This is a genomic window from Photobacterium angustum (genome assembly GCF_003026365.1).
In the GTDB taxonomy this organism is placed as follows: Bacteria; Pseudomonadota; Gammaproteobacteria; order Enterobacterales; family Vibrionaceae; genus Photobacterium; species Photobacterium angustum.
Genome location: NZ_PYOM01000001.1, coordinates 120,661 through 146,882, shown reverse-complemented (window position 1 = coordinate 146,882; position 26,222 = coordinate 120,661). Strand labels below are relative to the sequence as shown.

Annotated in this window: 25 protein-coding genes; 12 read left to right on the top strand and 13 right to left on the bottom strand. The window is 40.7% G+C overall.

Annotation, left to right across the window (positions count from 1 at the left end; all coding sequences use genetic code 11):
* Positions 1-225: 225 nt before the first annotated feature.
* Complete coding sequence (locus tag CTN01_RS00770; protein WP_045148005.1) at positions 226-1,446, top strand: response regulator; 1,221 nt, start codon at positions 226-228, stop codon at positions 1,444-1,446.
* Between the two features lie 56 nt (positions 1,447-1,502).
* On the opposite strand, the gene nqrM is transcribed toward CTN01_RS00770, so the two are convergent.
* The 9 genes from nqrM to bolA all read right to left on the bottom strand — a co-directional run bounded on the left by nqrM (position 1,503) and on the right by bolA (position 9,640).
* The gene (gene nqrM / locus CTN01_RS00765) at positions 1,503-1,724 is read right to left on the bottom strand and encodes a (Na+)-NQR maturation NqrM (protein WP_005370133.1); all 222 of its coding nucleotides are present in this window, start codon (positions 1,722-1,724) and stop codon (positions 1,503-1,505) included.
* Positions 1,725-1,735: 11 nt separating this feature from the next.
* Complete coding sequence (locus tag CTN01_RS00760) at positions 1,736-2,761, bottom strand: FAD:protein FMN transferase (RefSeq protein ID WP_181318095.1); 1,026 nt, start codon at positions 2,759-2,761, stop codon at positions 1,736-1,738.
* 146 nt (positions 2,762-2,907) lie between these two features.
* Positions 2,908-4,134, bottom strand: coding sequence for an NADH:ubiquinone reductase (Na(+)-transporting) subunit F (gene nqrF / locus CTN01_RS00755; protein ID WP_045148003.1), 1,227 nt, complete (start codon positions 4,132-4,134; stop codon positions 2,908-2,910).
* Between the two features lie 22 nt (positions 4,135-4,156).
* Positions 4,157-4,753 carry an NADH:ubiquinone reductase (Na(+)-transporting) subunit E gene (gene nqrE, locus CTN01_RS00750; RefSeq protein ID WP_005370126.1) on the bottom strand — a complete coding sequence of 199 codons (597 nt, stop codon included), beginning with the start codon at positions 4,751-4,753 and terminating at the stop codon, positions 4,157-4,159.
* A 7-nt stretch (positions 4,754-4,760) separates the two neighbouring features.
* Positions 4,761-5,393, bottom strand: coding sequence for an NADH:ubiquinone reductase (Na(+)-transporting) subunit D (locus CTN01_RS00745; RefSeq protein WP_045082800.1), 633 nt, complete (start codon positions 5,391-5,393; stop codon positions 4,761-4,763).
* Positions 5,386-6,177, bottom strand: a complete 792-nt coding sequence (locus CTN01_RS00740; protein ID WP_045082801.1) for a Na(+)-translocating NADH-quinone reductase subunit C — start codon at positions 6,175-6,177, stop codon at positions 5,386-5,388. Before CTN01_RS00740 ends, CTN01_RS00745 begins: the two co-directional genes overlap by 8 nt.
* Positions 6,167-7,411, bottom strand: a complete 1,245-nt coding sequence (locus CTN01_RS00735) for an NADH:ubiquinone reductase (Na(+)-transporting) subunit B (RefSeq protein WP_045082802.1) — start codon at positions 7,409-7,411, stop codon at positions 6,167-6,169. The genes CTN01_RS00740 and CTN01_RS00735 overlap by 11 nt, the downstream gene beginning before the upstream one ends.
* A gap of 3 nt (positions 7,412-7,414) precedes the next feature.
* Positions 7,415-8,755, bottom strand: a complete 1,341-nt coding sequence (locus tag CTN01_RS00730) for a Na(+)-translocating NADH-quinone reductase subunit A (RefSeq protein ID WP_045082851.1) — start codon at positions 8,753-8,755, stop codon at positions 7,415-7,417.
* A gap of 573 nt (positions 8,756-9,328) precedes the next feature.
* Positions 9,329-9,640, bottom strand: coding sequence for a transcriptional regulator BolA (bolA, locus tag CTN01_RS00725; RefSeq protein ID WP_045082803.1), 312 nt, complete (start codon positions 9,638-9,640; stop codon positions 9,329-9,331).
* A 143-nt stretch (positions 9,641-9,783) separates the two neighbouring features.
* On the opposite strand from bolA, the gene CTN01_RS00720 reads away from it, so the two are divergent.
* From CTN01_RS00720 to CTN01_RS00685, 8 genes are all read left to right on the top strand, one after another.
* Positions 9,784-10,908 carry a methyltransferase gene (locus CTN01_RS00720; protein WP_045148001.1) on the top strand — a complete coding sequence of 375 codons (1,125 nt, stop codon included), beginning with the start codon at positions 9,784-9,786 and terminating at the stop codon, positions 10,906-10,908.
* A 98-nt stretch (positions 10,909-11,006) separates the two neighbouring features.
* Entirely contained in the window at positions 11,007-11,576 is a 570-nt protein-coding gene (locus tag CTN01_RS00715; RefSeq protein ID WP_045148000.1) for a YajG family lipoprotein, read from the top strand.
* Positions 11,576-12,127 (top strand): peptidylprolyl isomerase, encoded by a 552-nt coding sequence (locus CTN01_RS00710; protein ID WP_005370115.1) that lies wholly within the window; start codon positions 11,576-11,578, stop codon positions 12,125-12,127. Before CTN01_RS00715 ends, CTN01_RS00710 begins: the two co-directional genes overlap by 1 nt.
* 43 nt (positions 12,128-12,170) lie before the next feature.
* On the top strand, positions 12,171-12,539 hold the full coding sequence (locus CTN01_RS00705; protein ID WP_045147999.1) for a hypothetical protein: 369 nt from the start codon (positions 12,171-12,173) through the stop codon (positions 12,537-12,539).
* A gap of 184 nt (positions 12,540-12,723) precedes the next feature.
* A complete protein-coding gene (locus CTN01_RS00700; RefSeq protein ID WP_045147997.1) occupies positions 12,724-14,118 on the top strand; it encodes an AmpG family muropeptide MFS transporter in 1,395 nt (464 codons plus the stop codon).
* A 319-nt stretch (positions 14,119-14,437) separates the two neighbouring features.
* Positions 14,438-15,244, top strand: coding sequence for a nucleoside-specific channel-forming Tsx family protein (locus tag CTN01_RS00695; protein ID WP_045147996.1), 807 nt, complete (start codon positions 14,438-14,440; stop codon positions 15,242-15,244).
* 108 nt (positions 15,245-15,352) lie between these two features.
* The gene (gene panE / locus CTN01_RS00690) at positions 15,353-16,249 is read left to right on the top strand and encodes a 2-dehydropantoate 2-reductase (RefSeq protein WP_045148198.1); all 897 of its coding nucleotides are present in this window, start codon (positions 15,353-15,355) and stop codon (positions 16,247-16,249) included.
* Positions 16,242-16,859, top strand: coding sequence for a DJ-1 family glyoxalase III (locus CTN01_RS00685; protein ID WP_045147995.1), 618 nt, complete (start codon positions 16,242-16,244; stop codon positions 16,857-16,859). The genes panE and CTN01_RS00685 overlap by 8 nt, the downstream gene beginning before the upstream one ends.
* 88 nt (positions 16,860-16,947) lie before the next feature.
* On the opposite strand, the gene thiI is transcribed toward CTN01_RS00685, so the two are convergent.
* From thiI to pomA, 3 genes are all read right to left on the bottom strand, one after another.
* Positions 16,948-18,399, bottom strand: a complete 1,452-nt coding sequence (gene thiI, locus CTN01_RS00680) for a tRNA uracil 4-sulfurtransferase ThiI (RefSeq protein ID WP_005370109.1) — start codon at positions 18,397-18,399, stop codon at positions 16,948-16,950.
* Between the two features lie 365 nt (positions 18,400-18,764).
* Entirely contained in the window at positions 18,765-19,688 is a 924-nt protein-coding gene (locus tag CTN01_RS00675; RefSeq protein ID WP_045127335.1) for a flagellar motor protein MotB, read from the bottom strand.
* Positions 19,689-19,699: 11 nt separating this feature from the next.
* A complete protein-coding gene (gene pomA, locus CTN01_RS00670; protein WP_005370107.1) occupies positions 19,700-20,461 on the bottom strand; it encodes a flagellar motor protein PomA in 762 nt (253 codons plus the stop codon).
* A 347-nt stretch (positions 20,462-20,808) separates the two neighbouring features.
* Here pomA and xseB point away from each other — a divergent pair, with 347 nt between their 5' ends.
* The 3 genes from xseB to dxs are packed head-to-tail and all read left to right on the top strand — an operon-like array spanning position 20,809 to position 23,836.
* Complete coding sequence (gene xseB, locus CTN01_RS00665; RefSeq protein ID WP_005370105.1) at positions 20,809-21,054, top strand: exodeoxyribonuclease VII small subunit; 246 nt, start codon at positions 20,809-20,811, stop codon at positions 21,052-21,054.
* Positions 21,044-21,946 carry a (2E,6E)-farnesyl diphosphate synthase gene (gene ispA / locus CTN01_RS00660; protein ID WP_045147993.1) on the top strand — a complete coding sequence of 301 codons (903 nt, stop codon included), beginning with the start codon at positions 21,044-21,046 and terminating at the stop codon, positions 21,944-21,946. The genes xseB and ispA overlap by 11 nt, the downstream gene beginning before the upstream one ends.
* Before the next feature lie 24 nt (positions 21,947-21,970).
* Positions 21,971-23,836, top strand: coding sequence for a 1-deoxy-D-xylulose-5-phosphate synthase (gene dxs, locus CTN01_RS00655; RefSeq protein WP_045147992.1), 1,866 nt, complete (start codon positions 21,971-21,973; stop codon positions 23,834-23,836).
* 87 nt (positions 23,837-23,923) lie between these two features.
* Here dxs and CTN01_RS00650 read toward each other — a convergent pair whose 3' ends face one another.
* A complete protein-coding gene (locus tag CTN01_RS00650) occupies positions 23,924-26,017 on the bottom strand; it encodes a hypothetical protein (protein ID WP_045147991.1) in 2,094 nt (697 codons plus the stop codon).
* Between the last annotated feature and the right edge of the window lie 205 nt (positions 26,018-26,222).

Genomic DNA, 26,222 nt, shown 5'->3' with positions numbered 1-26,222 from the left:
AACATTTACTGTTTATACATACAGCCATTATAACGATGAATTACTAAAGTTGGAAAATTAAAAATTTTCATCTAATAAGAAATACAAATTAAGTTTTATATTTCACCTACAAGATCACAAAAAAACAACCTAATAAAATAATTGATAATAAACCCATTACATCTAATGTTATATATATCAATATAAAACCAAATGTATTATGCGTACTGCTAAAAGGAGTTTACTTTGCAACATCAGGTACTTGTTGTCGAAGATAGCCGCGCATTTCGTCACTATCTTGATGACCAACTGACACAGGCTGGCTTCAAGGCTATTTTTGCCGAAAACTTATCACAAGCTAAAAAATTATTAGCTGAACCACAACGTTATCTTTGCGCTGTACTCGATTATTGCCTTCCGGATGGTCAAGATGGTGAAATCATCGATCTGGTATTGAACCACAAAATCAAATCAATCGTTTTGACCGCCCAATTTAGTGACACAATCCGTGAAAAAGTCTTGGCAAAAGGAGTATTAGATTATTTGCTCAAAGACAGTGCAGCTTCCGTTGCCTATCTTGTACCACTATTACTTCGTCTAGAAGCTAACTTAAAGCATAAAGCGCTAGTTGTTGATGACTCTGACATGGTACGAAATCATGTCAGTCATTTACTAGAAAAACAGAATCTCACTGTATATAAAGCCTCTGACGGTAATGAAGCGCTACAAATCATTGAAGATAATCCAGATATAAGCTTAGTTATTACCGATAACGATATGCCTGAGAAAGACGGCATTACTATGACCCGTGAAATTAGACGTGATCACAGTCGAAATAAAATGGCAGTATTGGGTTTATCTGGTAGTGACGACAGTACGATGACGGCACAGTTTCTAAAAGCAGGTGCTAACGATTTTCTCTATAAACCCTTTAACCAAGAAGAGTTTAACTGCCGTATTCATCATATTTTAAATATGAAAGATACCTCAGATAAGCTGTTTCGTATGGCAAACCAAGATGCATTAACAGGGCTTTGGAATCGTCGTTACTTCTTCACTCATAACTGCTGTCAAACTGAAAATGAATCGTTGAATATAGCGATGATTGATATCGATTTTTTCAAAAAAGTAAATGATACATATGGTCATGATGGTGGCGATGCCGTGCTCATCAGCATCAGTAAAATTATTGATGCTCATTTTCCAGAATCGATTGTTGCTCGCTTTGGCGGAGAGGAATTCTGTATTCAGCATTGCGGCCATTTCCACAGCCTCTTATCAACCTTAGAGCTTATTCGCCAGCGCATTGAATCAATTACTATCCCCTACCTAGATCAGCAAATAAGCATTACCATTAGCATTGGCGCAACAACAGGTTTAGAGTCATTAGAGAAGTTAATAAAACAAGCGGATGATAATCTTTACACCGCAAAAGAAAATGGCCGAAATCAGTTAGTTAGTGATTAAAACTAAAAAAGCCTGAGATAACTCAGGCTTTTCTTTTTTCATTAATCAAAATACCGTTAGATAATTTGATTCTTTTTCCATTCAGCTTGACGAGCAGCACGGGCTTCACGCTTTTTACGTGCATCACACGGCTCAGGACAATCACACTCTTTTACAATACCAATACCGTCTAAACCACCACAACTACCACTCACGGTTTTACGTTGGAAGATGTAGCCAACTGCCATTGCGACAATCACTAATAAGAAAACAGAAAATGTGACTAAGTAAATAACCATGACTACCTCATTTATTTTTTAACAACGTATTGCTCAAACGTATCTGACTTATATTCAACGAAGCCATCTTTGGTTTTTACAATCAACATTACAGGTAACTTTTCTTTATTGGCTAATGCAATTGACTCTTCTTCTCCCATAACAGAAAAAGTGGTCGCATATGCATCTGCCGTCATGCAAGACGGCGCAATAACCGTAACCGACACAACATGGTTAGCAATTGGTTTACCGGTTTGAGGATTTATTAGATGAGAATAACGCACCCCATTTTCTTCAAAGTAATTACGGTAATCGCCCGATGTTGCTATTGCCATATCGCCAGCTTGAATAATATCTTGTACCGCACGCTCACTTGCAACAGGTTTTTCAATTGCAATACGCCATGGTACATCAGAACGGTTCTTACCTTGTAGGCGAACTTCCCCCCCAACATCGACCATGAAATCTTTAACATGAAGATCATCTTTTAAATAATCTGCAACGACATCAACACCATAGCCCTTTGCAATAGATGAAAGATCCACATACAAATCAGGCAGATCTTTCACTAACTTATTACCATCAATAACGCTGAGATGCTGATAACCGATCTCGGCTTTTCGAGTCGCAATCTCTTTATCTGTAGGGGTAGATTCTGGGCGGGCTTCAGGACCAAAACTCCATAAGTTAACTAATGGGCCAACAGTAACATCATAAGCCCCATTGCTAAGCTTAGAAATTCGTAGCGCTTCACTGATCACTTTTGCTGTAGCCGCAGAAACCTCAAAAGGTTGTGTAGATTGTTGCTGGTTAAATTGGCTTAACTCAGAGTCAGGACGATAAGTCGACATTTGATCATTCACAATCTCTAAGCGCTTATCAATTTCTTTTTGGATAACTTCTGCGCTTGGTAATCCTTCTTGCTTAATGAGTTTTACTGAATAGTAAGTCCCCATTGTTTGCCCATTAATATCAATCTGTTGACGACTATCACCACAGCCAGTCAGCAGCATTAACGTTGATAACACCAACGTACTACACAGCAGGAAACGCTTCACTTCATACTCCATCGTTCATGTTGTTTTTTAGTCTGATCACTATTGATAAATAACCACAATAAAAAATAGGTTTATAAAAGATTAATAAGAAAAAAGGCTGACCATTAACTGGTCAGCCAATTTAATTGTGATAGAAGGGCTATTGATTAGCCACCGAAATCATCAAGTAGGATGTTTTCATCTTCTACACCAAGATCTTTAAGCATGCTGATAACAGCCGCGTTCATCATTGGTGGACCACACATGTAGTATTCACAGTCTTCAGGTGCTTCGTGATCACGTAAGTAGTTTTCGTAAAGCACGTTATGAATGAAGCCAGTGTAACCATCCCAGTTATCTTCTGGTTGTGGATCAGACAGTGCACAATGCCATACGAAGTTATCGTTTTCAGCAGCAAGCATATCGAAATCTTCAACGTAGAACATTTCACGCTTAGAACGTGCACCGTACCAGTAAGACATCTTACGCTTAGAGTGTAGACGCTTAAGTTGGTCGAAGATATGAGAACGCATTGGCGCCATACCTGCACCACCACCTACGAATACCATTTCTGCATCAGTGTCTTTCGCGAAGAATTCACCGAATGGACCAGAGATAGTACACTTGTCACCTTCTTTCAGTGACCAGATGAATGATGACATTTGACCTGGTGGTACGTCTGGATTATTAGGCGGCGGCGTAGCGATACGCACGTTTAGCATAATAATACCGAACTCTTCAGGGTAGTTCGCCATTGAGTAAGCACGGATGATATCTTCATCAACCTTAGACTCGAAACGGAATAGGTTAAACTTATCCCAGTCTTCACGGTACTCTTCTGGAACATCAAAGTCAGAGTACTTAATGTGGTGAGCAGGTGCTTCAATCTGGATGTAACCACCAGCACGGAAAGGTACTGATTCGCCATCTGGAATTTGTAGCTTAAGCTCTTTGATGAAGGTAGCTTTGTTATCGTTAGAGATAACAGAACATTCCCACTTCTTCACACCAAAGATTTCTTCAGGTAGTTCGATGTCCATATTAGACTTAACGTTAACCTGACACGCAAGACGCTCGCCTTCACGTGCTTCACCTTTGGTGATGTGATCTAATTCTGTTGGCAGAATGTCGCCGCCGCCAGATTTAACTTTTACACGACACTGACCACAAGAGCCACCGCCACCACATGCTGATGATACGAAGATACCGTTACCCGCTAGAGCACTTAGTAGCTTGCCACCTGCACCTGTAGTGATCGCTTTCTCTGGATCGCCGTTTACTGAAATAGTGATGTCACCTGTTGGTACTAGCTTAGATTTAGCAAATAGAATTACTAAAACTAGAGCCAGGATAATCAAGGTGAACATGACTACGCCAAGAAGAATAATATCCATTGATATTCCTTACTTATCCTGATTACAGCTGTACGCCAGAGAAAGACATGAAGCCTAACGCCATCAAACCTACGGTGATAAAGGTAATACCTAAACCACGAAGACCTGCCGGTACATCTGAATATTTCATCTTTTCACGAATACCTGCAAGTGCAACAATTGCTAGCATCCACCCCGTACCAGAGCCGAAGCCGTATACGATAGATTCTACAAAGTTGTAATCACGCTGTACCATGAACGATACACCACCGAAGATTGCACAGTTAACTGTGATCAACGGAAGGAAAATACCTAGTGCGTTATATAGCGGCGGGAAGAAGCGATCTAGAATCATTTCTAGGATCTGTACTAACGCTGCGATAACACCGATGAAAGTAATAAAGTTCAGGAAGCTAAGGTCAACACCTTGAACTAATGCGCCATCTTTCAATAAGTAAGTGTAAACAAGGTTGTTTACAGGTACTGCAATCGTAAGTACTACGATTACTGCAACACCCAGACCAAACGAGGTCTTAACTTTCTTAGATACCGCAAGAAATGTACACATACCTAAGAAGAAAGATAACGCCATGTTCTCGATAAAAATCGAACGAACTAATAGGCTAAGATAATGTTCCATGTTCCCCTTACTCCTTCGCTTCTACTTGTTCTGGACGGAAAGTACGAATAATCCAGATCATGAAACCAATTAGGAAGAAAGCAGACGGCGCTAACAGCATTAGACCGTTAGGCTGGTACCAACCACCGTCAGACGTTAGTGGTAATACCTGCATACCGAATAGCTTGCCAGAACCTAGTAGTTCACGGAAGAAAGCAACTGTAATCAGTACGAAACCATAACCCAAACCGTTACCAATACCATCTAAGAAAGATGGAAGTGGTGCTGATTTCATTGCGTATGCTTCTGCACGACCCATTACGATACAGTTAGTAATGATAAGACCAACGAATACAGATAGCTGCTTAGAGATATCGTATAGGTACGCTTTTAGTACCTGATCTACCACGATTACTAGTGATGCGATAATTGCCATCTGAGCAATGATACGCACGCTGTTCGGGATTTGATTTCGAACAAGTGAAACAAATAGGTTAGAAAAAGCAGTTACCGCAGTTACTGCGATTGTCATAACAAACGCTGTTTCTAGCTTAGTTGTTACCGCTAACGCCGAACATACACCAAGAATCTGAAGGGCGATTGGGTTATTACTAATAAAAGGTCCAAACAGGATCTTTTTCATTTCTTTAGCATCAGCCATTATTCAGATCTCCTGCACGTAGCTTAGCAAGGTAAGGACCGAAGCCTTGAGCACCAAACCAGAAGTCGAAGGTATGCTGTACACCATTACTTGTTAATGTTGCACCAGAAAGACCATCAACACTGTGTTCGCTACCCGCTGGCGCGCCACCTTTAACAATCTTAATTGCAGGCTTGAAGTTCATGTCGTACAACTTCTTACCAACAAATTGCTCACGCCATGTTGGGTTTTCAACTTCACCACCCAATCCAGGAGTTTCACCTTGCTCGTAGTAAGTGATGCCGTCAACAGTGTTACCGTCCATACCAACAGCAACAAATGCGTACATCATTGACCATAGACCGTTACCGTGGATAGGTAAGATTACTTTAGTTGTTTGATCAGCAGCATCTTTTACAAGATATACAGTCGCAACGTTAGCACGACGAATGATCTTCGCTAAATCTTCGTTAGCTGGTAGCTTAGTAGATTCAGTTTTATCTTTCGCAGCCGCACGCTGGTCGTATTGTGCCGCAGTTTGACCATCAACTTCAGAAACATAAGTACCAGTTTTAATGTTAACAAGCTTAGGCTCGATAAACTTAGCGTATGTTTCTTTAACGTTTGTTGTTGGTGTTAGCAAACCTGCAACAGAAAGAATATTACGCTGTACGTCAAGTACCGCATTTTCTTCTTGCTTAGGGCGTAATGAAACAGCTGCTACTGATACGATGATTGAACACACTAGGCTCAATACAACAACAAAAAGCAGCGTTCTTTTCATGCTATCTTTATTACTTGCCATGGCGAGCCAGTCTCCGTTTGATATTGCCTTGAACAACTAGGTTGTCAAATAGAGGTGCAAATAAGTTAGCGAATAGGATCGCTAGCATCATGCCTTCTGGGTACGCTGGGTTAACAACACGAACCATTACAGCCATTGCACCGATCAATGCGCCATACCACCATTTTGCTTTGTTGGTAAACGCTGCAGAAACAGGATCAGTTGCCATGAACATCATACCGAATGCAAAACCACCTAATACTAGGTGCCACTGCCAAGGCATGCTGAACATTGGGTTCGTATCAGAACCAATGATATTAAATAGCGTTGCTGCTGCAATCATACCGATCATTGTACCGGCAATAATACGCCATGAAGCAATACCCATAACAACGATGAATGCACCGCCGATCAGGATAGCTAATGTTGATACTTCACCAATAGAACCTGGGATGTGACCGATGAACGCGTCCATCCAAGTAATTGTTTGACCAGTGATAGTGTTAACAACACCTGCTTCACCACCTTGAGCCCACTGACTTAGCGGAGTCGCACCAGAGAAACCATCCGCCGCAGTCCAAACTAGATCACCAGAGATCTGAGCTGGGTATGCGAAGAATAGGAACGCACGACCTGCAAGTGCAGGGTTAAGGAAGTTACGACCAGTGCCACCAAAAATTTCTTTTGCGACTACAACACCAAAGGTAATACCTAGTGCTGCTTGCCAAAGCGGTAATGTAGGTGGAACGATCAATGCGAACAGAATAGAAGTTACAAAGAAACCTTCGTTAACTTCGTGCTTACGCACCATACAGAACAACACTTCCCAGAAACCACCAACAGCAAATACTACTGCATAGATAGGTAGGAAATAGGTTGCACCAAGCAGCATCTTACTGCCCCAACCTGCGTCAACGGATAATGTTCCGCCTAGCATTTGAGTGAACCAGTAATGCCAATCTGCAGCAATAATTGCTGTTAGCTTGTCTGCTGTGTATAGGTGGTTAAGACCAGCAATAGCTTGATCACCGACGTTGTACATACCCCAGAACATTGCTGGGAAGACCGCAAGCCAAACCATGATCATCAGGCGCTTAAGGTCAATACTGTCACGAACGTGCGCAGAAGTACGCGTTACTTGACCTGGTGTGTACATGATAGTTGCAAACGCTTCATATAGCGCAAACCAACGTTCATGCTTACCACCTGGTTCAAAGTGATGTTCAATATCTTCGAGGAAATTCTTGAGACCCATGAATTACCCTTCCTTCTCAATTTTGTCCAAGCACTCGCGTAGCAATGGACCAAACTCATACTTACCAGGGCAAACAAATGTACATAGTGCTAGATCTTCTTCATCTAGTTCTAATGCACCAAGTTGTTGCGCGCTGTCTGAATCACCAGCACATAGATCACGAAGAAGTAATGTCGGCTCGATATCTAATGGCATTACTTTTTCGTAATTACCGATAGGTACCATTGAACGCTCAGAACCATTCGTTGTTGTTGTCATATTGAACAACTGACCAGGGAAGAACTGGCTTAAGAATGTGCGAGTTACAGAAAATTTGTTTTTACCAGGTACAATCCAGCCCATGAATTCTTTTTCATAGCCTTCACGTAACGCCGACACTTGTAGGTGATAGCGACCTAGGTATGCATGTGGACCTTCAGCTTTCAAGCCGTTAAGCACAGAACCAGAAAGAACACGTAGTTGACCCGGCATCATTTCTGAATCAGTCAGTTGCTCAAGAGAAGCACCAATGCGAGTACGCACTAAACGCGGCTTATTAACAACAGGACCAGCAAGAGAAACAACGCGATCTGTGTATAGCTCACCTGTTAGGAATAACTTACCGAACGCAATAACGTCTTGGTAATTAATACCCCAAGCAATGTGATTTGCATCTGCACCATAAAGCATGTGAATGTGCGTACCAACAAGACCCGCAGGGTGCGGACCGTTAAATACGTGCTCTTCAACATTTGCTTCAGATGAACGCGGAAGGCTAGCACCAGATTTACAAACGAAAACTTTACCGCTAGTAAGACGAGAAAGAACCGTCAAACCTGCAATGAAAGCATCACTTTGTTCATTGATGATAACTTCTGGATTCGCAGCCAATGGATTGGTATCCATAGCCGTCACAAAAATAGCTTGAGACTCAGAACCAACAGCTGGAACTTTGCTAAATGGACGCGTACGAAGCGCAGTCCACATACCTGACTCAACCAATTGATCGACAACAACTGCACGATCTAGTTGAGCTAGTTGAGCTGACTCATACTTGTTAAATGTGATTTGCTCATCGCCTTCGACATCAATTACTACAGATTGAAGAACGCGCTTAGCACCACGGTTAATTTCCGCTACCTTGCCACTAGCTGGAGCAGTGAACTTAACGCCAGGATTCTTTTTATCTTCAAAAAGAATCTGACCTTTTTTCACTACATCCCCTACGCGAGCATGCATTGTAGGACGCATACCAACATATTCTTCGCCAAGCAAGGCGACTTTAGAGATGGCATTACCATCATGTATCGCCTGGGTAGGAGTCCCTGAAATTGGGATATCCAAACCCTTTTTTATTGTAATCATACGCACTTGCACTACATTAAAGGGAAAAAAGAATTTTCTATTGCGCAATTAAGACACGACTTTTCATAGTTCGAAATCGGTCTACAAGTGAATTTCACTCGCAAAAAACCAATACCGCAACATCTGGTTAACCACATCACCACAATCATTATCGGCGAGTAGTTTTTCAAGGCGGCGATTCTACCATTAACCGCGATGTTTTTTCTATGCCAATACACGCGATTCCGACTGAAAACCAAGCAAAAATTGGAGTGCAATAGTTCAACAACTTAATAAGTTTGACAAAGCGCACATTTATTAAAAATAACACCATTCAACCTTGCATTTTTTTTAAGGTCAGTTTTTAACAAAAATGTCATTATCACTTTTATTGAGATAATCAAATCAATACATAAAGTTAACAAATGAGTGTTATTTAAATCATCAGCCATTAATACGATTAAACACTGACCGTAACGCTAATTTTTAACAAATATATATGCTGTTTATGGATTTGCACTTCGTTTTATATTACCGACAAATAATAAAAAAGGCCGTTATAACAACGACCTTTTATTTAATATATTTCACTATTTATCCAATTTGTGAGCCACCACGACAAGATGGTGATGCAGGTGCAGCCATTAACTCAGACCACTCCGCTTCAGTATAAGTGTGAATCGCTAGAGCATGAATATGATTTGCCAATTCATCGGCCAATACGCTATTGATAGCACGGTGTCTTGCAATTAAACGTTGGTCATTAAATTGCTCACTCACAACGACAACTTTAAAGTGACTCTCAGAGCCTGGGGGCACATTATGCATGTGACTTTCATTAAGCACTTCTAAATGCTTAGGTGCAAACGCATCATGCAGTTTATGTTCGATACGTTGTTGAATCATATTTACCTCCGCTCGCAATATCGCGACATATTGCAAAACCTTCTCACTTTATTGTTATTTTAATGTCGTATTTCCTTTGCACTCGCGTAGTGTTCTGCGAAAATAGCCGACTATTTTGTAAACATACCTGAAAGTTATCCGCAATGAAACCAGAGCTAACCTTACACCAACGCACTCTATCGCTAACTCGTTTTCCTGTAAGGAAAAATGAAACTCTGCAAGCATGGGATGCTGGCGATGAGTACCTGATCAATTATTGCAACGATCTGGAACTCGATCCTGAACGTCCAATCCTTATCATGAACGATAGCTTTGGCGCATTGAGTTGCTGGTTTTCAAATCAAGCACCTGTTACCAGTGTGTCGGATTCTTTTGTCTCTAAACAGGCATTTATTGCTAACTTGGAAAACAACCAATTACCAATGATTAATATTGTTGATTGTCTTTCAAAATTGCCTAAGAACCCTCAATTAGTTTTGCTAAAGCAACCTAAAAATAACCGTTTATTAAGCTGGCAATTACAACAATTGTGTCACTTACTTCCTGCTGAAAGCACCATTATTGCGGCTGGTAAAGTAAAAGAGATTCACTCTTCAACCTTAAAGCTATTTGAAAAGTTTTTAGGTGAGACCAAAACATCACTAGCCGTTAAAAAAGCGCGATTAATATTTTGTAAAACCAATCCTAACTTAGCAAAGCCCCTACCCCTCCCTACACAATGGGATGTGCCTGAGCATAAGTTAACAATCACTAACCATGCCAACGTATTTTCTAGTGATAGCTTAGATATTGGTGGACGTTTATTGCTAGATTTCATTCCACAAGACCAAAAGTATAAAGATATTATCGATCTTGGTTGTGGTAATGGCGTGATAGGTATTAAAGCTGCACGATTAAATCCACAAGCTAATATTGTTTGTGTAGATGAAAGCTTCATGGCAACAGCATCATGCCGTGAAAATGCTGATTTAAACTTAGAAAACCCTCAACAATTACAAGTAGTAATAGCTAATTGTTTAGATGATTTCCCACTTGATAGTGCTGACTTAGTCTTATGCAACCCTCCTTTCCACCAGCAAAATACCGTTACTGATCATATTGCTTGGCAAATGTTCTGCGATGCACAGCGAGTATTACGTCAAGGTGGCGATCTGATCGTGATCGGGAATAGGCAATTGGGTTACCATGAAAAACTAAAACGTGTCTTTGGAAATGTAAAACTTATCGGCCAAAGTAATAAATTTGTGGTTTTACAATCGTCAAAATAATCTAACGTGTTTATGACGTTAATTTATTGCTTGTGATATTTAATACGACATTGATTTTTCGTTTATATTTAAACAACGAATACAAGGAAATGGAGAGCATGAAAAAATATATTGTGATTGCTGCAGCATTATTACTAAGCGCATGTGCAAGCCGTCCTGCGCAGCCACCACTCGCTTTAACATTAACACCAGTTTTAGCACAGCAAGCCACATCACAGCTTGCAGTACAACTATCGAGTAAAGATGAGCGTAATCATAACTATATCGCCATCATTGATAGTGGTGCGACCAATGTTGAAGAGTTTCAACCCGAAGGTAATATTGCATCAACCTTTCAAGCAGCATTAACAAAACAATTTGCCAGCGAAGGGATTACTGTTAACACTGCTTCAACGTCAAATATTGCTATAAATATTCAGCAAGCCTTAGTCAAGGTAACCCAAGGCTTAGTTAAACATGATATTGATAGCCAACTTCAAATTGAACTCGTTGTAACGACACCAAAAGGTACTTTTAGCAAAAAATATTCTGCTCGCTCTACCAAGCAAGAACCTTTTAAAGTGACACGTGAAGAAATAGCACAAAGTTTAGAGAAAATGATGAATTCAGTGCTTAAAGAGATCGCCAAAGATGGCAAATTGCATCAATACTTAACGGAGAATGTTTAATGTCGCGTTTTTTACTTGCGCTATGCTTAATTATCGCCTTACCTGTCAGTGCTGCAACACAGGTCTTAGTGACAACAAATTTAGGGGATTTTACGATCCAACTAAATGAAGAAAAAGCCCCAATTAGTAGTAAAAACTTCTTACGCTATGTTGAAGAAGGCAACTACAACGGGACTATTTTCCATCGTGTTATCCCAGGCTTTATGGCTCAAGGCGGCGGTTTTGATAAGGACATGGTTAAACGTCCAACGCATGCTCCGATTAAAAACGAAGCAAGTAATGGATTAAAAAACGATACCGCAACTGTTGCTATGGCACGTACGCAAAATCCAAATTCTGCGACTAACCAATTCTTTATTAACTATAAAGACAATGCATTTTTAAATGCTGCAGGTAATAACCCTGGTTATGCAGTATTTGGTAAAGTGGTTAAAGGTTTTTCTGTTGTACAAGATATGGCTAAAATCCCAACGGGTTCTAATCGTGCAACAGGTATGCAAGATGTACCTCAGCAGCCTATAATCATTGAATCAATGAAAGTTATTAAATAAATTGATTACGTCACCTGTACGCAATCAAGTACAGGTGACGTACATGATCACTCCTATCTATCAACCGTCTGTTTCTCATCGTCAAAATAAACGAATTAAACAGTTTATTTTTGATCAAGCCCCTTCTTTTGCGGTGTCTACTATTGCAACTATTGAGGGTGATGTTCCTTTTTATCATCTAAAAAATGATGCACATGAATGTCTTGCTCAGTGGTGGGACATGAATATCGCGGATAAAAATCCAATCGATGATTATGAAGCCGCTTTTTGGTTATTACTTCAATACGTTGTACAACTCGAAGATTACCAATTGCTAGGCAACATTTATATTCAACAAAAAATCACCAATCACGCTTATTACTTGCTCAATCTTGCCCCTTGCCCTGAACTAACACAGATACAGCGTCCTTAAATAATTACCCTCAAATATCAACCAACTTTTACGGTTTATGAATTAACAGCACAAGTTGTTGTCGAATTGATAATGAAGCAATGCACACTGAGCTTATTGCTGCTAAGATCTGATTTATAAAGAAAAATAACAGTTTTATACTTTGCTAAGTATCAAGTGTCGATACTTGTGTTACGAGGAAAATATGGACAAAGCCATACAACAAAATAATACCACCGGTTGGCGTGTGTATTTAAACCCCAAAGCACTGATCATGTTCGCGTTAGGGTTCTCTTCCGGCTTACCTATTTTATTAGTCTTTGGCACCCTTTCATTTTGGTTACGAGAAGCTGATGTTAGCCGAACCAGTATCGGTTTTTTCAGTTGGGTAGCCCTTGCTTATGGCTTCAAATGGGCGTGGTCACCGCTTGTTGACCGTTTTCCTTTGCCCATTTTTTCTCGGTTATTTGGTCGACGTCGTGGCTGGATGCTATTTTCTCAGCTGATCATTATTTTATCGCTCTGCGGCATGGCGACCAGCAACCCACAAACAGATCTTGTTCAATTTGCTTTATTTGCAATTGTTGTCGCCTTTGCTTCTGCAACACAAGATATCGTCATTGATGCATTTCGTATTGAACTTGCCACTGTGCGTTTACAGGCAGCATTATCAGCAACCTATATGGCAGGCTACCGATTAGCGATGATCATGGCAGGTGCAGGAGCACTGGCTTTTGCTGCGTGGTTTGGCTCTGATAGTGGTTATGATCCTGCAGGCTGGAGAGCGGCTTACTTTATCATGGCTGGTATGATGTCAATTGGCGTGATTACCACCCTCTTTGTTAAAGAGCCAAAGATCGACAGCTCATCGATTCAAAAGATCGAACATGACTACCAACAAAAATTACAGCAAAAAGGGATAGGTAAAAAACAAGCAAGACTCGCAGCGTGGTTTTATACCGCTGTCGTTATGCCTTTCCAAGACTTCTTTCAGCGCTATGGTAAAAACGCACTACTGATCTTATTACTCATTAGTTGTTATCGCATTTCTGATGTGGTGATGGGGGTTATGTCGAATGCATTCTACGTTGATATGGGGTTTACCAAGAGTGAAGTAGCATCAATATCAAAAGTCTTTGGTGTGATCATGACCTTAGTAGGAGCTGGTGTAGGCGGCATTCTTGTCAGTAAATTTGGCACCTTACGTATTCTTGCCTTAGGCGCTTTATTATCCGCAATTACCAATCTGTTGTTTATGGTATTTACCTATGTTGGTAATAATCTCGAGATGTTAACTTTAGTTATTTCAGCTGATAATTTAGGTGCAGGTATTGCAACCGCAGCTTTCATCACCTTTATGTCTAGCCTAACCAATGTGGCTTTCTCTGCAACTCAGTACGCATTATTTAGCTCTATCATGCTACTTTTCCCTAAATTTATTGCGGGGTTCTCTGGCGTTTATGTCGACCATTTCGGCTATAACATCTTTTTCCTCACCACCGCATTGATAGGTATTCCAGTATTATTTTTAATCAAACTCGTAGCTAAAAATGATGCCTTAACCCTCCCAGCAACAACGGATGCGTTGGAAGAGAAATAACTTCGCCGATAATAAGTAAGGTTTCTGTTGAAAACGGAAGCCTTAACTTACCTTTATTATGTAAAATGCAAATTTTCGCCATCAAAAAAATCACCCCAGAGTATTAAAGTCAAAAAAAGTTCATTTAAATCGCAAAATAAATTCAGATTAATCACGTTTTCAATGCAAATGTAATCGATTTCACCCGATCTAGATCACAAAAAGCAAAGGTTTGCGCAAACGTTACATTCCCAAACGCGAAGTAAAGCACTAGAATCAGCGCCAGAAAAACGGGGCGGCCAAAATCCCGATCTATTGACCATCATAGCGAGATAAAAACATGCGCAAATCACTAGTAGCATTAAGCGTTTTAGCAGCAACAGCTTTACCTTCATTAGCAAATGCAGCTGACTACTCTGATGACATCCACAAAAACGATTACAAGTGGATGCAATTTAATCTAATGTACGCGTACAAAGAGTTACCTCGCTCAAATGATGCACATACTGGTCATGACTATCTTGAGATGGAATTTGGTGGTCGCTCGGGAATTTTCGATTTGTATGGCTATGTTGATGTATTCAACTTAACTAACTCTGATAGCCAAGATAAGTCTGGTTCAAAAGACAAAATGTTCATGAAATTTGCTCCGCGTATCTCTCTAGATGCTCTAACAGGCAAAGATCTTTCATTTGGTCCTGTTCAGGAAGTTTATCTTGCTACTCTGATGAACTGGGGCGGCGACAATGGTGGTGTAAATAACTACTTCGTTGGTCTTGGTTCAGATGTTAATGTTCCATGGTTTGGTAAAGTAGGCTTCAACGTATACTCTCTATACGACATGAATAATAAAGACTGGAACGGTTACCAAGTGTCGACTAACTGGTTTAAACCTTTCTACACATTTGAAAATGGTAGCTTCCTGTCTTACCAAGGTTACATTGATTACCAATTTGGTATGAAAGAAAAATATGGCGCAACTGCAAGTAATGGCGGTGCTATGTTTAACGGTCTTTACTGGCACTCAGAGCGCTTTGCTGTTGGTTACGGCCTTAAAGCTTACCATAATGTGTATGGCATCAAAGATTCAGATGGATTTAAATCATCAGGTGTTGCTCAATACGTTAGTCTTTCATACAAGTTCTAATCTTACTTGTAAAAGGTATAAAAGGCGCTTTCGTAGCGCCTTTTTTGATCCTGTGATTTGCCAACAATGTTACTATCTATCAAAAGATAGCGAATAATGGATTTAAACTTGAAAATCACAGTATTAGGTGCAGGAGCCATAGGTTCTCTTTGGGCTGTTGCATTAAAACAGCAACAACATAATGTCCAAGTTTGGACTCGCTCTCCTGACTCAGAATATTCGGTTAATTACCAAGATCTAAATGGTAATACCCACCCTCTTCTCTTCACTGCTAATAGCGTTAATCATCTATCGCAAAGTGACTTACTGCTTGTTACTGTTAAATCCTTTCAGGTGGAAGTCGCATTAGCACCAATCATTAAACAGATCCCTGACTCTTGCCTTATCGTGATCATGCACAACGGCATAGGTAGTCATGAAGCAGTTAAAACCCTCTTTCCTAATCACTGTGTTTTTTATGCTACGACATCACAGGCGGCCTTAAAAGCTGACGAAAAATTACAACACACAGGCAATGGGCAAACATTTATTGGATCATTATCATCTACTCAGTCTGGCTATAACGTTCTTAGCGAAGTGTTTAATCAAGCGTTATCACCGTGCTATTGGCAAGATGACATAATGGAGCCATTATGGAAGAAACTCGCCATTAATTGTGCAATTAATCCATTAACAGCCATTCATCAATGTACTAATGGTGAGCTTGCTAATGAAGACTATCAAGCCCAATTAATCCAAATTTGTAATGAAGTTACGCTCGTTATGCGAGCAGAAGGCTACAAAGTAAAGAATGGTGAGCTTTATCAACAAGCACTGACGGTAATAAATGCAACCGCTGATAATTATTCCTCCATGAATAGAGATGTTTTTTATCAGCGCCAAACAGAAATCGACTATATTACTGGCTATCTTATTCACCGAGCGAAAAAATTCGATATTGCTGTGCCTGTGAATACCCAGTTATGGCAAACCATTACATCTATGGAGTCCTCATATCATGCTTGAACCAATAAAGACTGCTCCTCGCGTTGCTGTTTGTCTTGCTCCTGGCAGCGAAGAAATGGAAGCAATTAATACAATTGCGATTTTAAAGCGGGCTGGATTTAAAGTAACGATTGCAAGTACCGCAGAAGATGGCGCACTAATTTTAGAAGGATCTCGCGGGATCAAGTTGGTAGCAGACGTGCCTTTGATCAATGTTGCCGATGAGCCATTTGATTGCGTGGTGTTACCCGGCGGTTTACAAGGCGCGGAACATTTTCGTGATAGTCCATTGGTCGTTGAATTTGTAAAGCAGCATCATTATGACGGTAAACTGATCGCCGCGATTTGTGCAACACCTGCGGTAATGTTTATTCCACATCAATTGTTCACACATTCAATCATGACGTGTCATCCAGCTTTTCAACATCAGATCCCCACACACCAATTACGCGTAAAGCGTGTGGTGTATGATAAAAATACACGTCTATTAACCAGTCAAGGCCCCGGAACTGCACAAGAATTTGCGCTAGAGATAGTGACGCAACTGGAAAATAAAGCCAAAGCGGCGGAAGTTGCAGAGCCTATGGTTGTATGGCCGAATATGCATTACGACGTACTACCACGTACTTAATCTGTTAAGGTTTCGTAATGTAAACTCGCCAGATAACAAAAAGCCTCGCAATTGCGAGGCTTCTTTTATTTAGACAAAGCGATAGCGATTATAAAGGACGGTAAACTTTTACGTTCTCGAAACCATTCTCTTTTAGGTACAGCGCTTGTAGGCGGCTCATCACACCACGATCACAGTACAGAAGGTATGTCTTATCCTGCGGTAAGTCACCAAACTGCGTTGCTAGCTTATAGAAAGGTAAGTGCTTAACTTCGATACCTTCAAGCTCTAGTGGACTTTCATCTTCTTCATCTGGGCTACGAATATCAAGTACAATGGCATCACCTGCCACCTGCTCAACTAATTCAACTTCAGGGGCTTGTTCTTGGCTTTGTTTTTCGATGTCACGAATATCCATCACACGCGCCTCATCAACAACACGATCAAGAATAGAGAAATCAAATTTATCTTCTTCAATTTCAAGCTTTGCTTTGACCGCTTTCACTGTTGGGCTCTTAGAAATCACGCCACAGAACTCAGGCATAGTTTTCGCAAAGTCTTCAGTACCGATTTCACGTGCAACATTGATGATGTCTTCTTTATCCCAGTTAATCAGTGGACGAAGAATTAGGCTATCTGTTACGCCGTCAATATGACGAAGGTTAGTTAATGTTTGGCTTGAAACCTGACCTAGCGCTTCACCCGTTACCAATGCTTCGATACCGAATTTATCAGCAACTTTACCCGCAGCACGCATAAACATACGCTTAAGGATAACGCCCATCTGACCATCGTCGACTTTCTCTAAAATCTCACCAACAACAGGTTCAAAATCAATCGCGATAAATTTAACTTTTGCTGAAGAACCAAACTTGTTCCAAATATAATGCGCAACCTGCTTAACACCGATCTCGTGTGCAGGACCACCTAAATTAAAGAAACAGTAATGGACTTTACTACCACGTTTAATATGCAAGTAGCTTGATACACCAGAATCAAAACCACCAGAAATTAAACTTAATACATCTTCTTGTGTTCCTAGCGGGAAACCGCCTAAACCTTTATGGCGGAATAGTACAAGATTCAATAGATTATGTTCAATTTCAATATTAACTGTCACTTCAGGCTTTTTCAGTCTTACTTTTGCAGACTCGATAGCTTGATTAAGACCACCACCGACATAGCGCTCAGCTTCAATTGAAGTAAAATCGTGCTTACCAACTCGCTTAGCACGGACACAGAACGTTTTACCTTCCAGCTCTGGGCCAACAAGTGCTAATGTTTGTTCATAAACATCATGAAGATCAGTAAATTCCGTTTGCTGTACTTCAAGGGTATGGTGAATACCAGGCGTCTGCGTCAGAGTCGCTAAAATCATATCGCGCTTTGACTCATCAGGTTCATTAATTTCCAATGAAAAACGGCGGTTAAAAACGCTAACAGAGTTAGACTTACGCTTTAAGATGATGCGTACATTAGACTCAAGAATTTTGATAAAACGCTTACGCACTGAATCACTTTTAACAAAAATCTCTGGATGTGGCTTAACAATAAATTTCATAACACGCTTCGCTTCACTGGGCTTACAGTACAGAATCAATTCATTAACGGATGATTTTTTAACAGATCATGTCGTGAAAATTGACAGAGAGTACCAAACGGAATTAAAGGCGCGAATTATACAGCAAGCTACCGACCACTGAAACAAAGATATGAAAACTCACGACGTTATCTTCGATTAGACTTACCGCATGTTATTGGCTTTCAATTATATTTACCTTAGTCATGATCATCTCAGCCAGCAACTCTCATCGACGAAATTCAGCGTAAATATCTTAACTTATTGATAAGTAGCAACTCTATTTGTCCCAATAAAAATGGCAGCGTTATCGCTGCCATTATGGGAATAACCTTAAGTGCTACAATCTATTGAGCATTAAAGTTACTGCTGATCTCATCACTGAAATGTGGTTTACCTTGCATTATAGAGATTTCCACTCGGCGATTTTTCGCTTTCCCTTCTTGAGTTTTATTATCAGCGATTGGCTGAGTATCTGCCAATCCAACCACACGCATTTTTGTATGATCAAACCCTTCTACTTTTTCCATTTCTTGCGCCACAGATACTGCCCGCTGCGCTGATAAATCCCAGTTAGAACGATATAACTCTGAATCCAATTTATCACTCGCGGTATGTCCCGTAACTCGAATAATGCCCGGCACATCTTTAACTAGCATCGCAACTTGGCGCACTAACGGCTTAAATTTAGGTTGTAAAAACGCAGAACCTTCTGGAAACGAACCTTTTTCACGAATTCGAATAACCAACTGTTGCCCAAGATTTTCAATTTCTATAATTTTATCGCTGATCTCACGCTCTAATGCTTTAGTCAGTACTTCTTTAAGCTTCTCTTGCATTTGATCGGCTTCAGATTCGTCATTTTCATTATTTTGTGTCGCCGTTTTTTTACTTTGCCCACCCGTTAGTTTACCCGCATCACGTTGTGTGCCACCGGCTCGATCAGACTCGCCTTCATGAAAATCTAATGAACGCTGCGTCATATCAATCGTTTGTTGCATAATCACTTCTATTGGCGTTGGCTCAGGGCGTCCCGGTCTAAACTCTTGCGCAATAACACTCGTACCTTTAGGGATATCATTAACTTCAAGCATATTTTGCACCCCGAAAGCGTATTTCATTGACCCTGCAATTTGCTTAAATTTCAGTACATCCATTTCAGAAAAAGAAAGTAGTAACACAAAGAAACACATTAATAGTGTGGCAAGATCAGCAAAAGTCGCCATCCATGGAGGCGCACCTTTTTTACATTTACAAGATTGCTCTTCCATAAAACTGTCCCTTACTCGTCAAGGATCACACTACGTTTCTTCTCATGAAGGTAGTTTTTCAAATAACCATCAATCACTCGTGGATTCTGCCCATCCTGAATTGCCAGTACGCCATCTAAGATTAAACGCTTATTTAAACGCTCTTGCTCTTTACGCAAGGTTAATTTATCCGCTATGGGTATCGCTACCATGTTTGCCAACATAGAGCCATATAGCGTCGTTAATAAGGCAACGGCCATTGCGGGACCTATGGCCTTCGGATCATCCATGTTAGAAAGCATCGCAACCAAGCCAATAAGCGTACCTATCATTCCCATTGCAGGCGCAACATCGCCAAAGGAGGAGAAGATCCCTACCCCTTGTTCATGACGTTCATTGGTTAATGAAATGTCTTTTTGTAAAGTGCCACGTACCACATCAGCATCATGACCATCCACCAGCATATCAATGCCTTTACGCATAAAAGGATTAGTAATTTCCATCTCTTCTAATGCTAAAAATCCACCTTTACGCGCTGCATCAGCCATTTCTACAATTTTCGCAATCAACTCTTCTGGATTATCTGTCTTAAACATAAAGGCTTTAATGGCGATTTTTGCAGCACCAAAAAATTGCCCTATGTTGTATTTCATTAACACAACAAAAGTACTACCGCCTAATACAATCAAAATTGATGATGTATCGTAAAACATCACCAGATCGCCGCCGAGCAGCATAGCCATAACAATGAATGCGAATGCACCAAGCAATCCTATAAGCGTCGCCAAATCCAAAGCCTGATCCTCTTTTGCTAGGTAAAAATAATGGCTTGCGTTGATTGAACATCAATTAACACATCTGAATCTATCACTGAGATAATACGCTCTAAAGACAGCCAAAACTTTAAAGCCACCGCCATATTCACTATTTAGCTAAAGCATTTTTTAGCATCAAATGATGAATGTCATCAGCAAAGTAACTCTTTATCGACCAATTCATATTTTCATTTAGCTTTTTATTAACCAATTAATTAAGACTATTTATGAAAATTACTGTCAGCAACACAGATTACTGTGACATAATTTGACCCCAGTGATTCTCTACGTTATTTTTCGTGCACTTAGATAAGAGTGAAAATGATATGGCAGCAAAAAAACCAGAAAATATGGCATTCGAAGCCGCCCTTGATGAGCTAGATGCCATTGTCAATGAACTAGAATCTGGCGATATCCCACTGGAAGATGCGCTAAAAAAATTCGAAAGAGGCATTTCTCTTGCTCGCAGCAGTCAACAAAAACTGACACAAGCAGAGCAACGTGTAGAAATTTTGCTTCAGGCAGATGATGAAGCTCCACTGACTGATTTTGAACCAAGCCATGACCAATAGTTCTTCTTTATCGCTATCCCTTAAGTGCTATCAACAACGTAGTAATGACGTATTGGCAAACTGGTTATCAACTCAACCATTTGCAGATAAAGCCCTACTTAAAGCCATGCAGTACGGAACACTGCTGGGTGGCAAACGTGCGCGTCCTTTTCTAACCTATGTAACAGGTGAGATACTAGGGGTAACTCAGGACGATCTTGACACTCCTGCCGCTGCGGTTGAGTGTATTCATGCGTACTCATTAATCCATGATGATTTACCTGCGATGGATGATGACGCATTACGTCGTGGTCAACCCACCTGTCATATTGCGTTTGATGAAGCCATTGCCATTCTTGCGGGTGACGCGCTACAAACACTGGCTTTTGATATTTTAGCGAATGGACAATTGAGCCAAGATGGCAATACCCAACGTATTGTCATGGTAAGTGAGCTTGCAAAAGCATCAGGAGCTGCCGGAATGTGTCTAGGGCAAGCCTTAGATCTTGATGCTGAAGGTAAACATGTTGGATTAGAACAACTAGAATTAATCCACCGACACAAAACTGGGGCTTTAATTCGCTGTGCCGTCCGCTTAGGAGCATTAGCTGCTGGTGATAAAGGCGTAGCAATTTTGCCGCAACTTGATAAGTATGCAGAAGCTATTGGCCTTGCATTCCAAGTGCAAGATGACATTTTAGATGTGATCAGTGATACCGAAACCTTAGGTAAACCACAAGGTTCTGATCTTGCCTTGGATAAAAGTACTTATCCTGCATTGCTTGGCTTAGATGGTGCACAAGAAAAAGCACAACTGCTTTATCAAGAAGCACTACAAGCATTAGCGGCTATACCCTACAATACATCCCAATTAGAAGTTTTTGCCCGATATATTATCGAACGCAATAACTAAATCTGTATAAGCGCCGACACTGTTATGACTTTGGATATCTCAAAATACCCTCATCTGGCCCTCGCAAACACGCCCGATGAATTACGATTATTGCCAGCTGAAAGCCTTCCACAAGTATGCGATGAACTTCGCACCTATTTGTTGAAGTCTGTGAGTCAGACCAGCGGCCACTTTGCCTCCGGACTCGGTACTGTCGAGCTTACCGTTGCGCTTCACTACGTCTACAATACGCCTTTTGATAAAGTTATTTGGGATGTTGGTCACCAAGCCTACCCACATAAAATTTTAACGGGACGTCGTGATGATATGGCAACTATTCGCCAAAAAGGCGGTTTGCACCCATTCCCATGGCGCGGTGAAAGTGAGTACGACACACTTTCTGTTGGTCACTCATCAACTTCAATTAGTGCAGGTCTAGGTCTCGCAATTGCGGCAGAAAAAGAAGGCCTAAATCGCAAAGTTGTTAGCATTATTGGCGATGGCGCTATCACCGCTGGCATGGCGTTTGAAGCGATGAACCATGCTGGTGATGTTCACAGCGATATGCTAGTTATCTTAAATGACAATGAAATGTCGATTTCTGAAAATGTCGGCGCGTTAAATAATCATTTAGCCCATTTACTATCGGGTAATTTCTATACCTCTATTCGTGAAGGTGGTAAGAAAGTTCTATCCAATGCGCCTCCTATCAAAGAAATGGTAAAACGCGCAGAAGAGCATATCAAAGGCATGGTTGTGCCAAGTACTATGTTTGAAGAGTTAGGCTTTAATTACATTGGCCCTGTTGATGGCCACGATGTACATGAGCTTGTTAAGACACTGAAAAACATGCGTAATCTTAAAGGGCCACAATTTCTTCATATTATGACGAAAAAAGGCAAAGGTTATGCGCCAGCTGAAGCGGATCCAATTAATTACCACGCCGTTCCTAAATTTGATTTAAGCCAGAAGCCATTACCAAAAGCGAAGGATGCAAGTCCAACGTTTTCTAAGATTTTCGGTGATTGGCTATGCGATATGGCAGCTGTAGATGACAAGTTGATGGCTATCACACCCGCTATGCGTGAAGGCTCTGGTATGGTGCGCTTTTCTAAAGAGTTCCCAGATCAATACTTCGATGTTGCCATTGCTGAGCAACATGCAGTGACACTAGCAACGGGCATGGCAATTGGTGGTTATCATCCTATTGTCGCTATCTACTCAACTTTCCTTCAACGTGGATATGATCAATTAATTCATGATGTTGCTATCATGGATTTACCTGTGATGTTTGCCATTGATCGTGCAGGCTTAGTCGGTGCTGATGGACAAACCCACCAAGGTGCATTTGATATTAGCTTTATGCGCTGTATCCCCAATATGGTGATTATGGCACCGAGTGACGAAAATGAATGTCGTCAAATGCTCTATACTGGTCACCAATACCAAGGACCAAGTGCGGTCCGTTACCCTCGCGGTTGTGGTATGGAAGTCGATGTCGATCCTAAGATGACAGAGCTTGAAATCGGTAAAGGTATCATTCGCCGTCAAGGTGAAAAGATCGCGATTTTAAACTTTGGCAGCATGCTCGGCTATGCATTAGAAGCGGCAGAAAACTTAAATGCGACTGTTGCTGACATGCGCTTTGTGAAACCGCTTGATGAAGCCTTGGTACTTGAATTAGCAAAAACTCACGATGTTCTTGTTACTGTTGAAGAAAATGCGATTGCTGGCGGTGCGGGTAGCGGCGTTATTGAATTTTTAATGAAAGAGAAGACACTTAAGCCAGTACTGAATATTGGTTTGCCTGATCGATTCATTGAACAAGGAACACAAGCTGAACTGCATGAAATGTTAGAAATTGATGGTGCGGGTATCGAAAAGCAAATTCGCACTTATTTAGCTAAATAATCTCACAGTTTAATTAAGCGCTATGAAAAAGGTTTTCACTGCTATTAGGCAGGAAAACCTTTTTCTTTATTAGCCTTACGTTTTTGTTCATCTCTGCCCTTTCTCAACCTTCTTTAAAATCACACCCTCATAGCCATTGACTTCAAAATACTGTGTCGGCTCTCCAAGTGAACCATCATAATTTACTTTTTGATATAGGCCAGATAATGGTACACGTATTGAATCCACTTGATAAAATTCAGCGTGATTACGGTATTTAGAACCGCGATATAGCACTAACCCTTGCGTATATTGCCGCGCGATAACCCCATCTTTAGGGACATCGTCAAACAACCCTGTTCGATATAACCAAAACCAGTTCGCAGGTTCTAATGCAATATCTCCAAACTTAGTATCATCCGTTGCTGCTTTTCCTGTTTTAGATAACCATTTTACCGCTTCAAAGCCGTTAGGTATGGTTGTTGGTTTACCAATATCAACCGATAATAACTTTTGGGGCTGATACGCCCAATTCTTAGGCTCTCCAGTACGATACCAAATGGTTTTATTTAGCTGTTTCGGATCGGCATGGGTGTTATTACTGCCATAGATAAAGGTTTGATTCCAGCTGTGGTAGTAGGTCTTATTGGGAATATTAAACAGATAGTACAGGGCTAATCCAGTATAGATATCGTCTTCCCATGCTTGCTGAATTAATGGCGTTTGTTGGCTTTTGCCACCTCGAGTTGTGGTCATTATTAAGCTTTTATCTCCCAGAGCAGCTAACGCATAGCTGTCCCAATAGGATTGTAATCGCTCTAAACCAATTGCAGGGCTTAAATAATGCTCTCGTAACCAAACATCCACCACCCCCCTTAATTGTTTTGGCCAATCAGGGTATTCCCACAAATTAAGTTCAGAAATATTAGCAGAGAGCCACTGACTGCCCGTAGTCGATTTAACTAAATCAAGAAAATCAGACATTTTCGCTGCATAATATCCCGCCGCTTTTGAGGTGCCTGCTCGAATCGGCGCTTCTAATATTTGTCCGCCAAATTGAACATTAAATTGGTTGGTACTGAACAATTTGGCCATATCATCATTGTAAGCACCGGTTAAACCTTGACGCTTCCAATCATATTTATACCAATTCGCATGATTTTGATTAAAAGAATCATCATTAAAATTAGTCCGATACCAGCAACTGCCCGCCCACATTTTTCCAGTAGGGATCACTCTAGCTTGATGTTTAAATCTCGCACTTGCCGCTTGATTAGCTCTTACTAAAAACTCATCATCATCAACATAACCATCACTATTAGGATCATTTTTAGGATCCCAACCAGGAAACAACATCGTCGCTGTGGATTGCTGACCGGATGTATTCACAACGGATAACCAAGGCTCAATATTAACGCCTTTCACTTCCGCCTTGCTCTTCCAGTTTAAAACAACGACCCAACTACGATACCCCGCCTTTAATGCCTTATTTCCAGTATTCAGCTCACGTCCTTGGAACTTGGCGTTTGTCGGTAACCAACGCTGGTTAATATGACCAAACCATTTACCTTCTCGTTGAATCCAATGTACATCTGCTTTTTCTAAACCACCAATATCACCATCATCATTTACTCTCGTGATCCGTAATTCAGGATGCTGATTACTATCAATGACGATATTTTCAAATGGGTAAGCAGCATGAAAAATAATTTGTTCATTATCATTAACGGTTAAAGGAAAACGCGCAGTCAAGAAGTCATTGTTTCGAATAAGAATACTTAACATCGATTCGCCATTTAATAGGTAATCTAACCCTTGGCTTTGGTCAGGAACGGTAAGTTGAGTATCGTTTTTATAATGCATGTAACCCTTTTCAGGATCGTGCCCATTCAGGTAAGCATGGCGGTGAAGCCAGCCTTGTTGCTCATCCGGTCGACAATCAAGTTTGTGTACGTAGATATAACCCATCGCAATGGTCTTTTGATTTAAATCGACATCTTGTAAGCTACCAAATACAACATCAGCATGATCCGCTTCCCAGCGCCTAACTTCTTTAATCGTATTTAATTCCGATATTGCAGTTGGCTGTTGCCAGTTTCCCGTTAACACCCAAGCCGTTTCCGTTGATGGATAAACTTGTCCATCAGCCATCGAAGCAACGGTTAATAAACCAGCACTGATTATTTTCAGATAGGTACTCATAGAGCAATCCCTTCTCTCTATCTACATAATTTGAGACTAGTTAAACCGTCAGATTTATGATGAAAAATAAATGATTTTATTAGGAATGCGACACATGAATACGTGTCGCCAAAGAAGATGTTTGTATTAAGTAAATATATGGCATTAAAAAACGGTAGCTGGAGTTCCAACTACCGTTATAATGCCACAGCACAATAATCCTCTA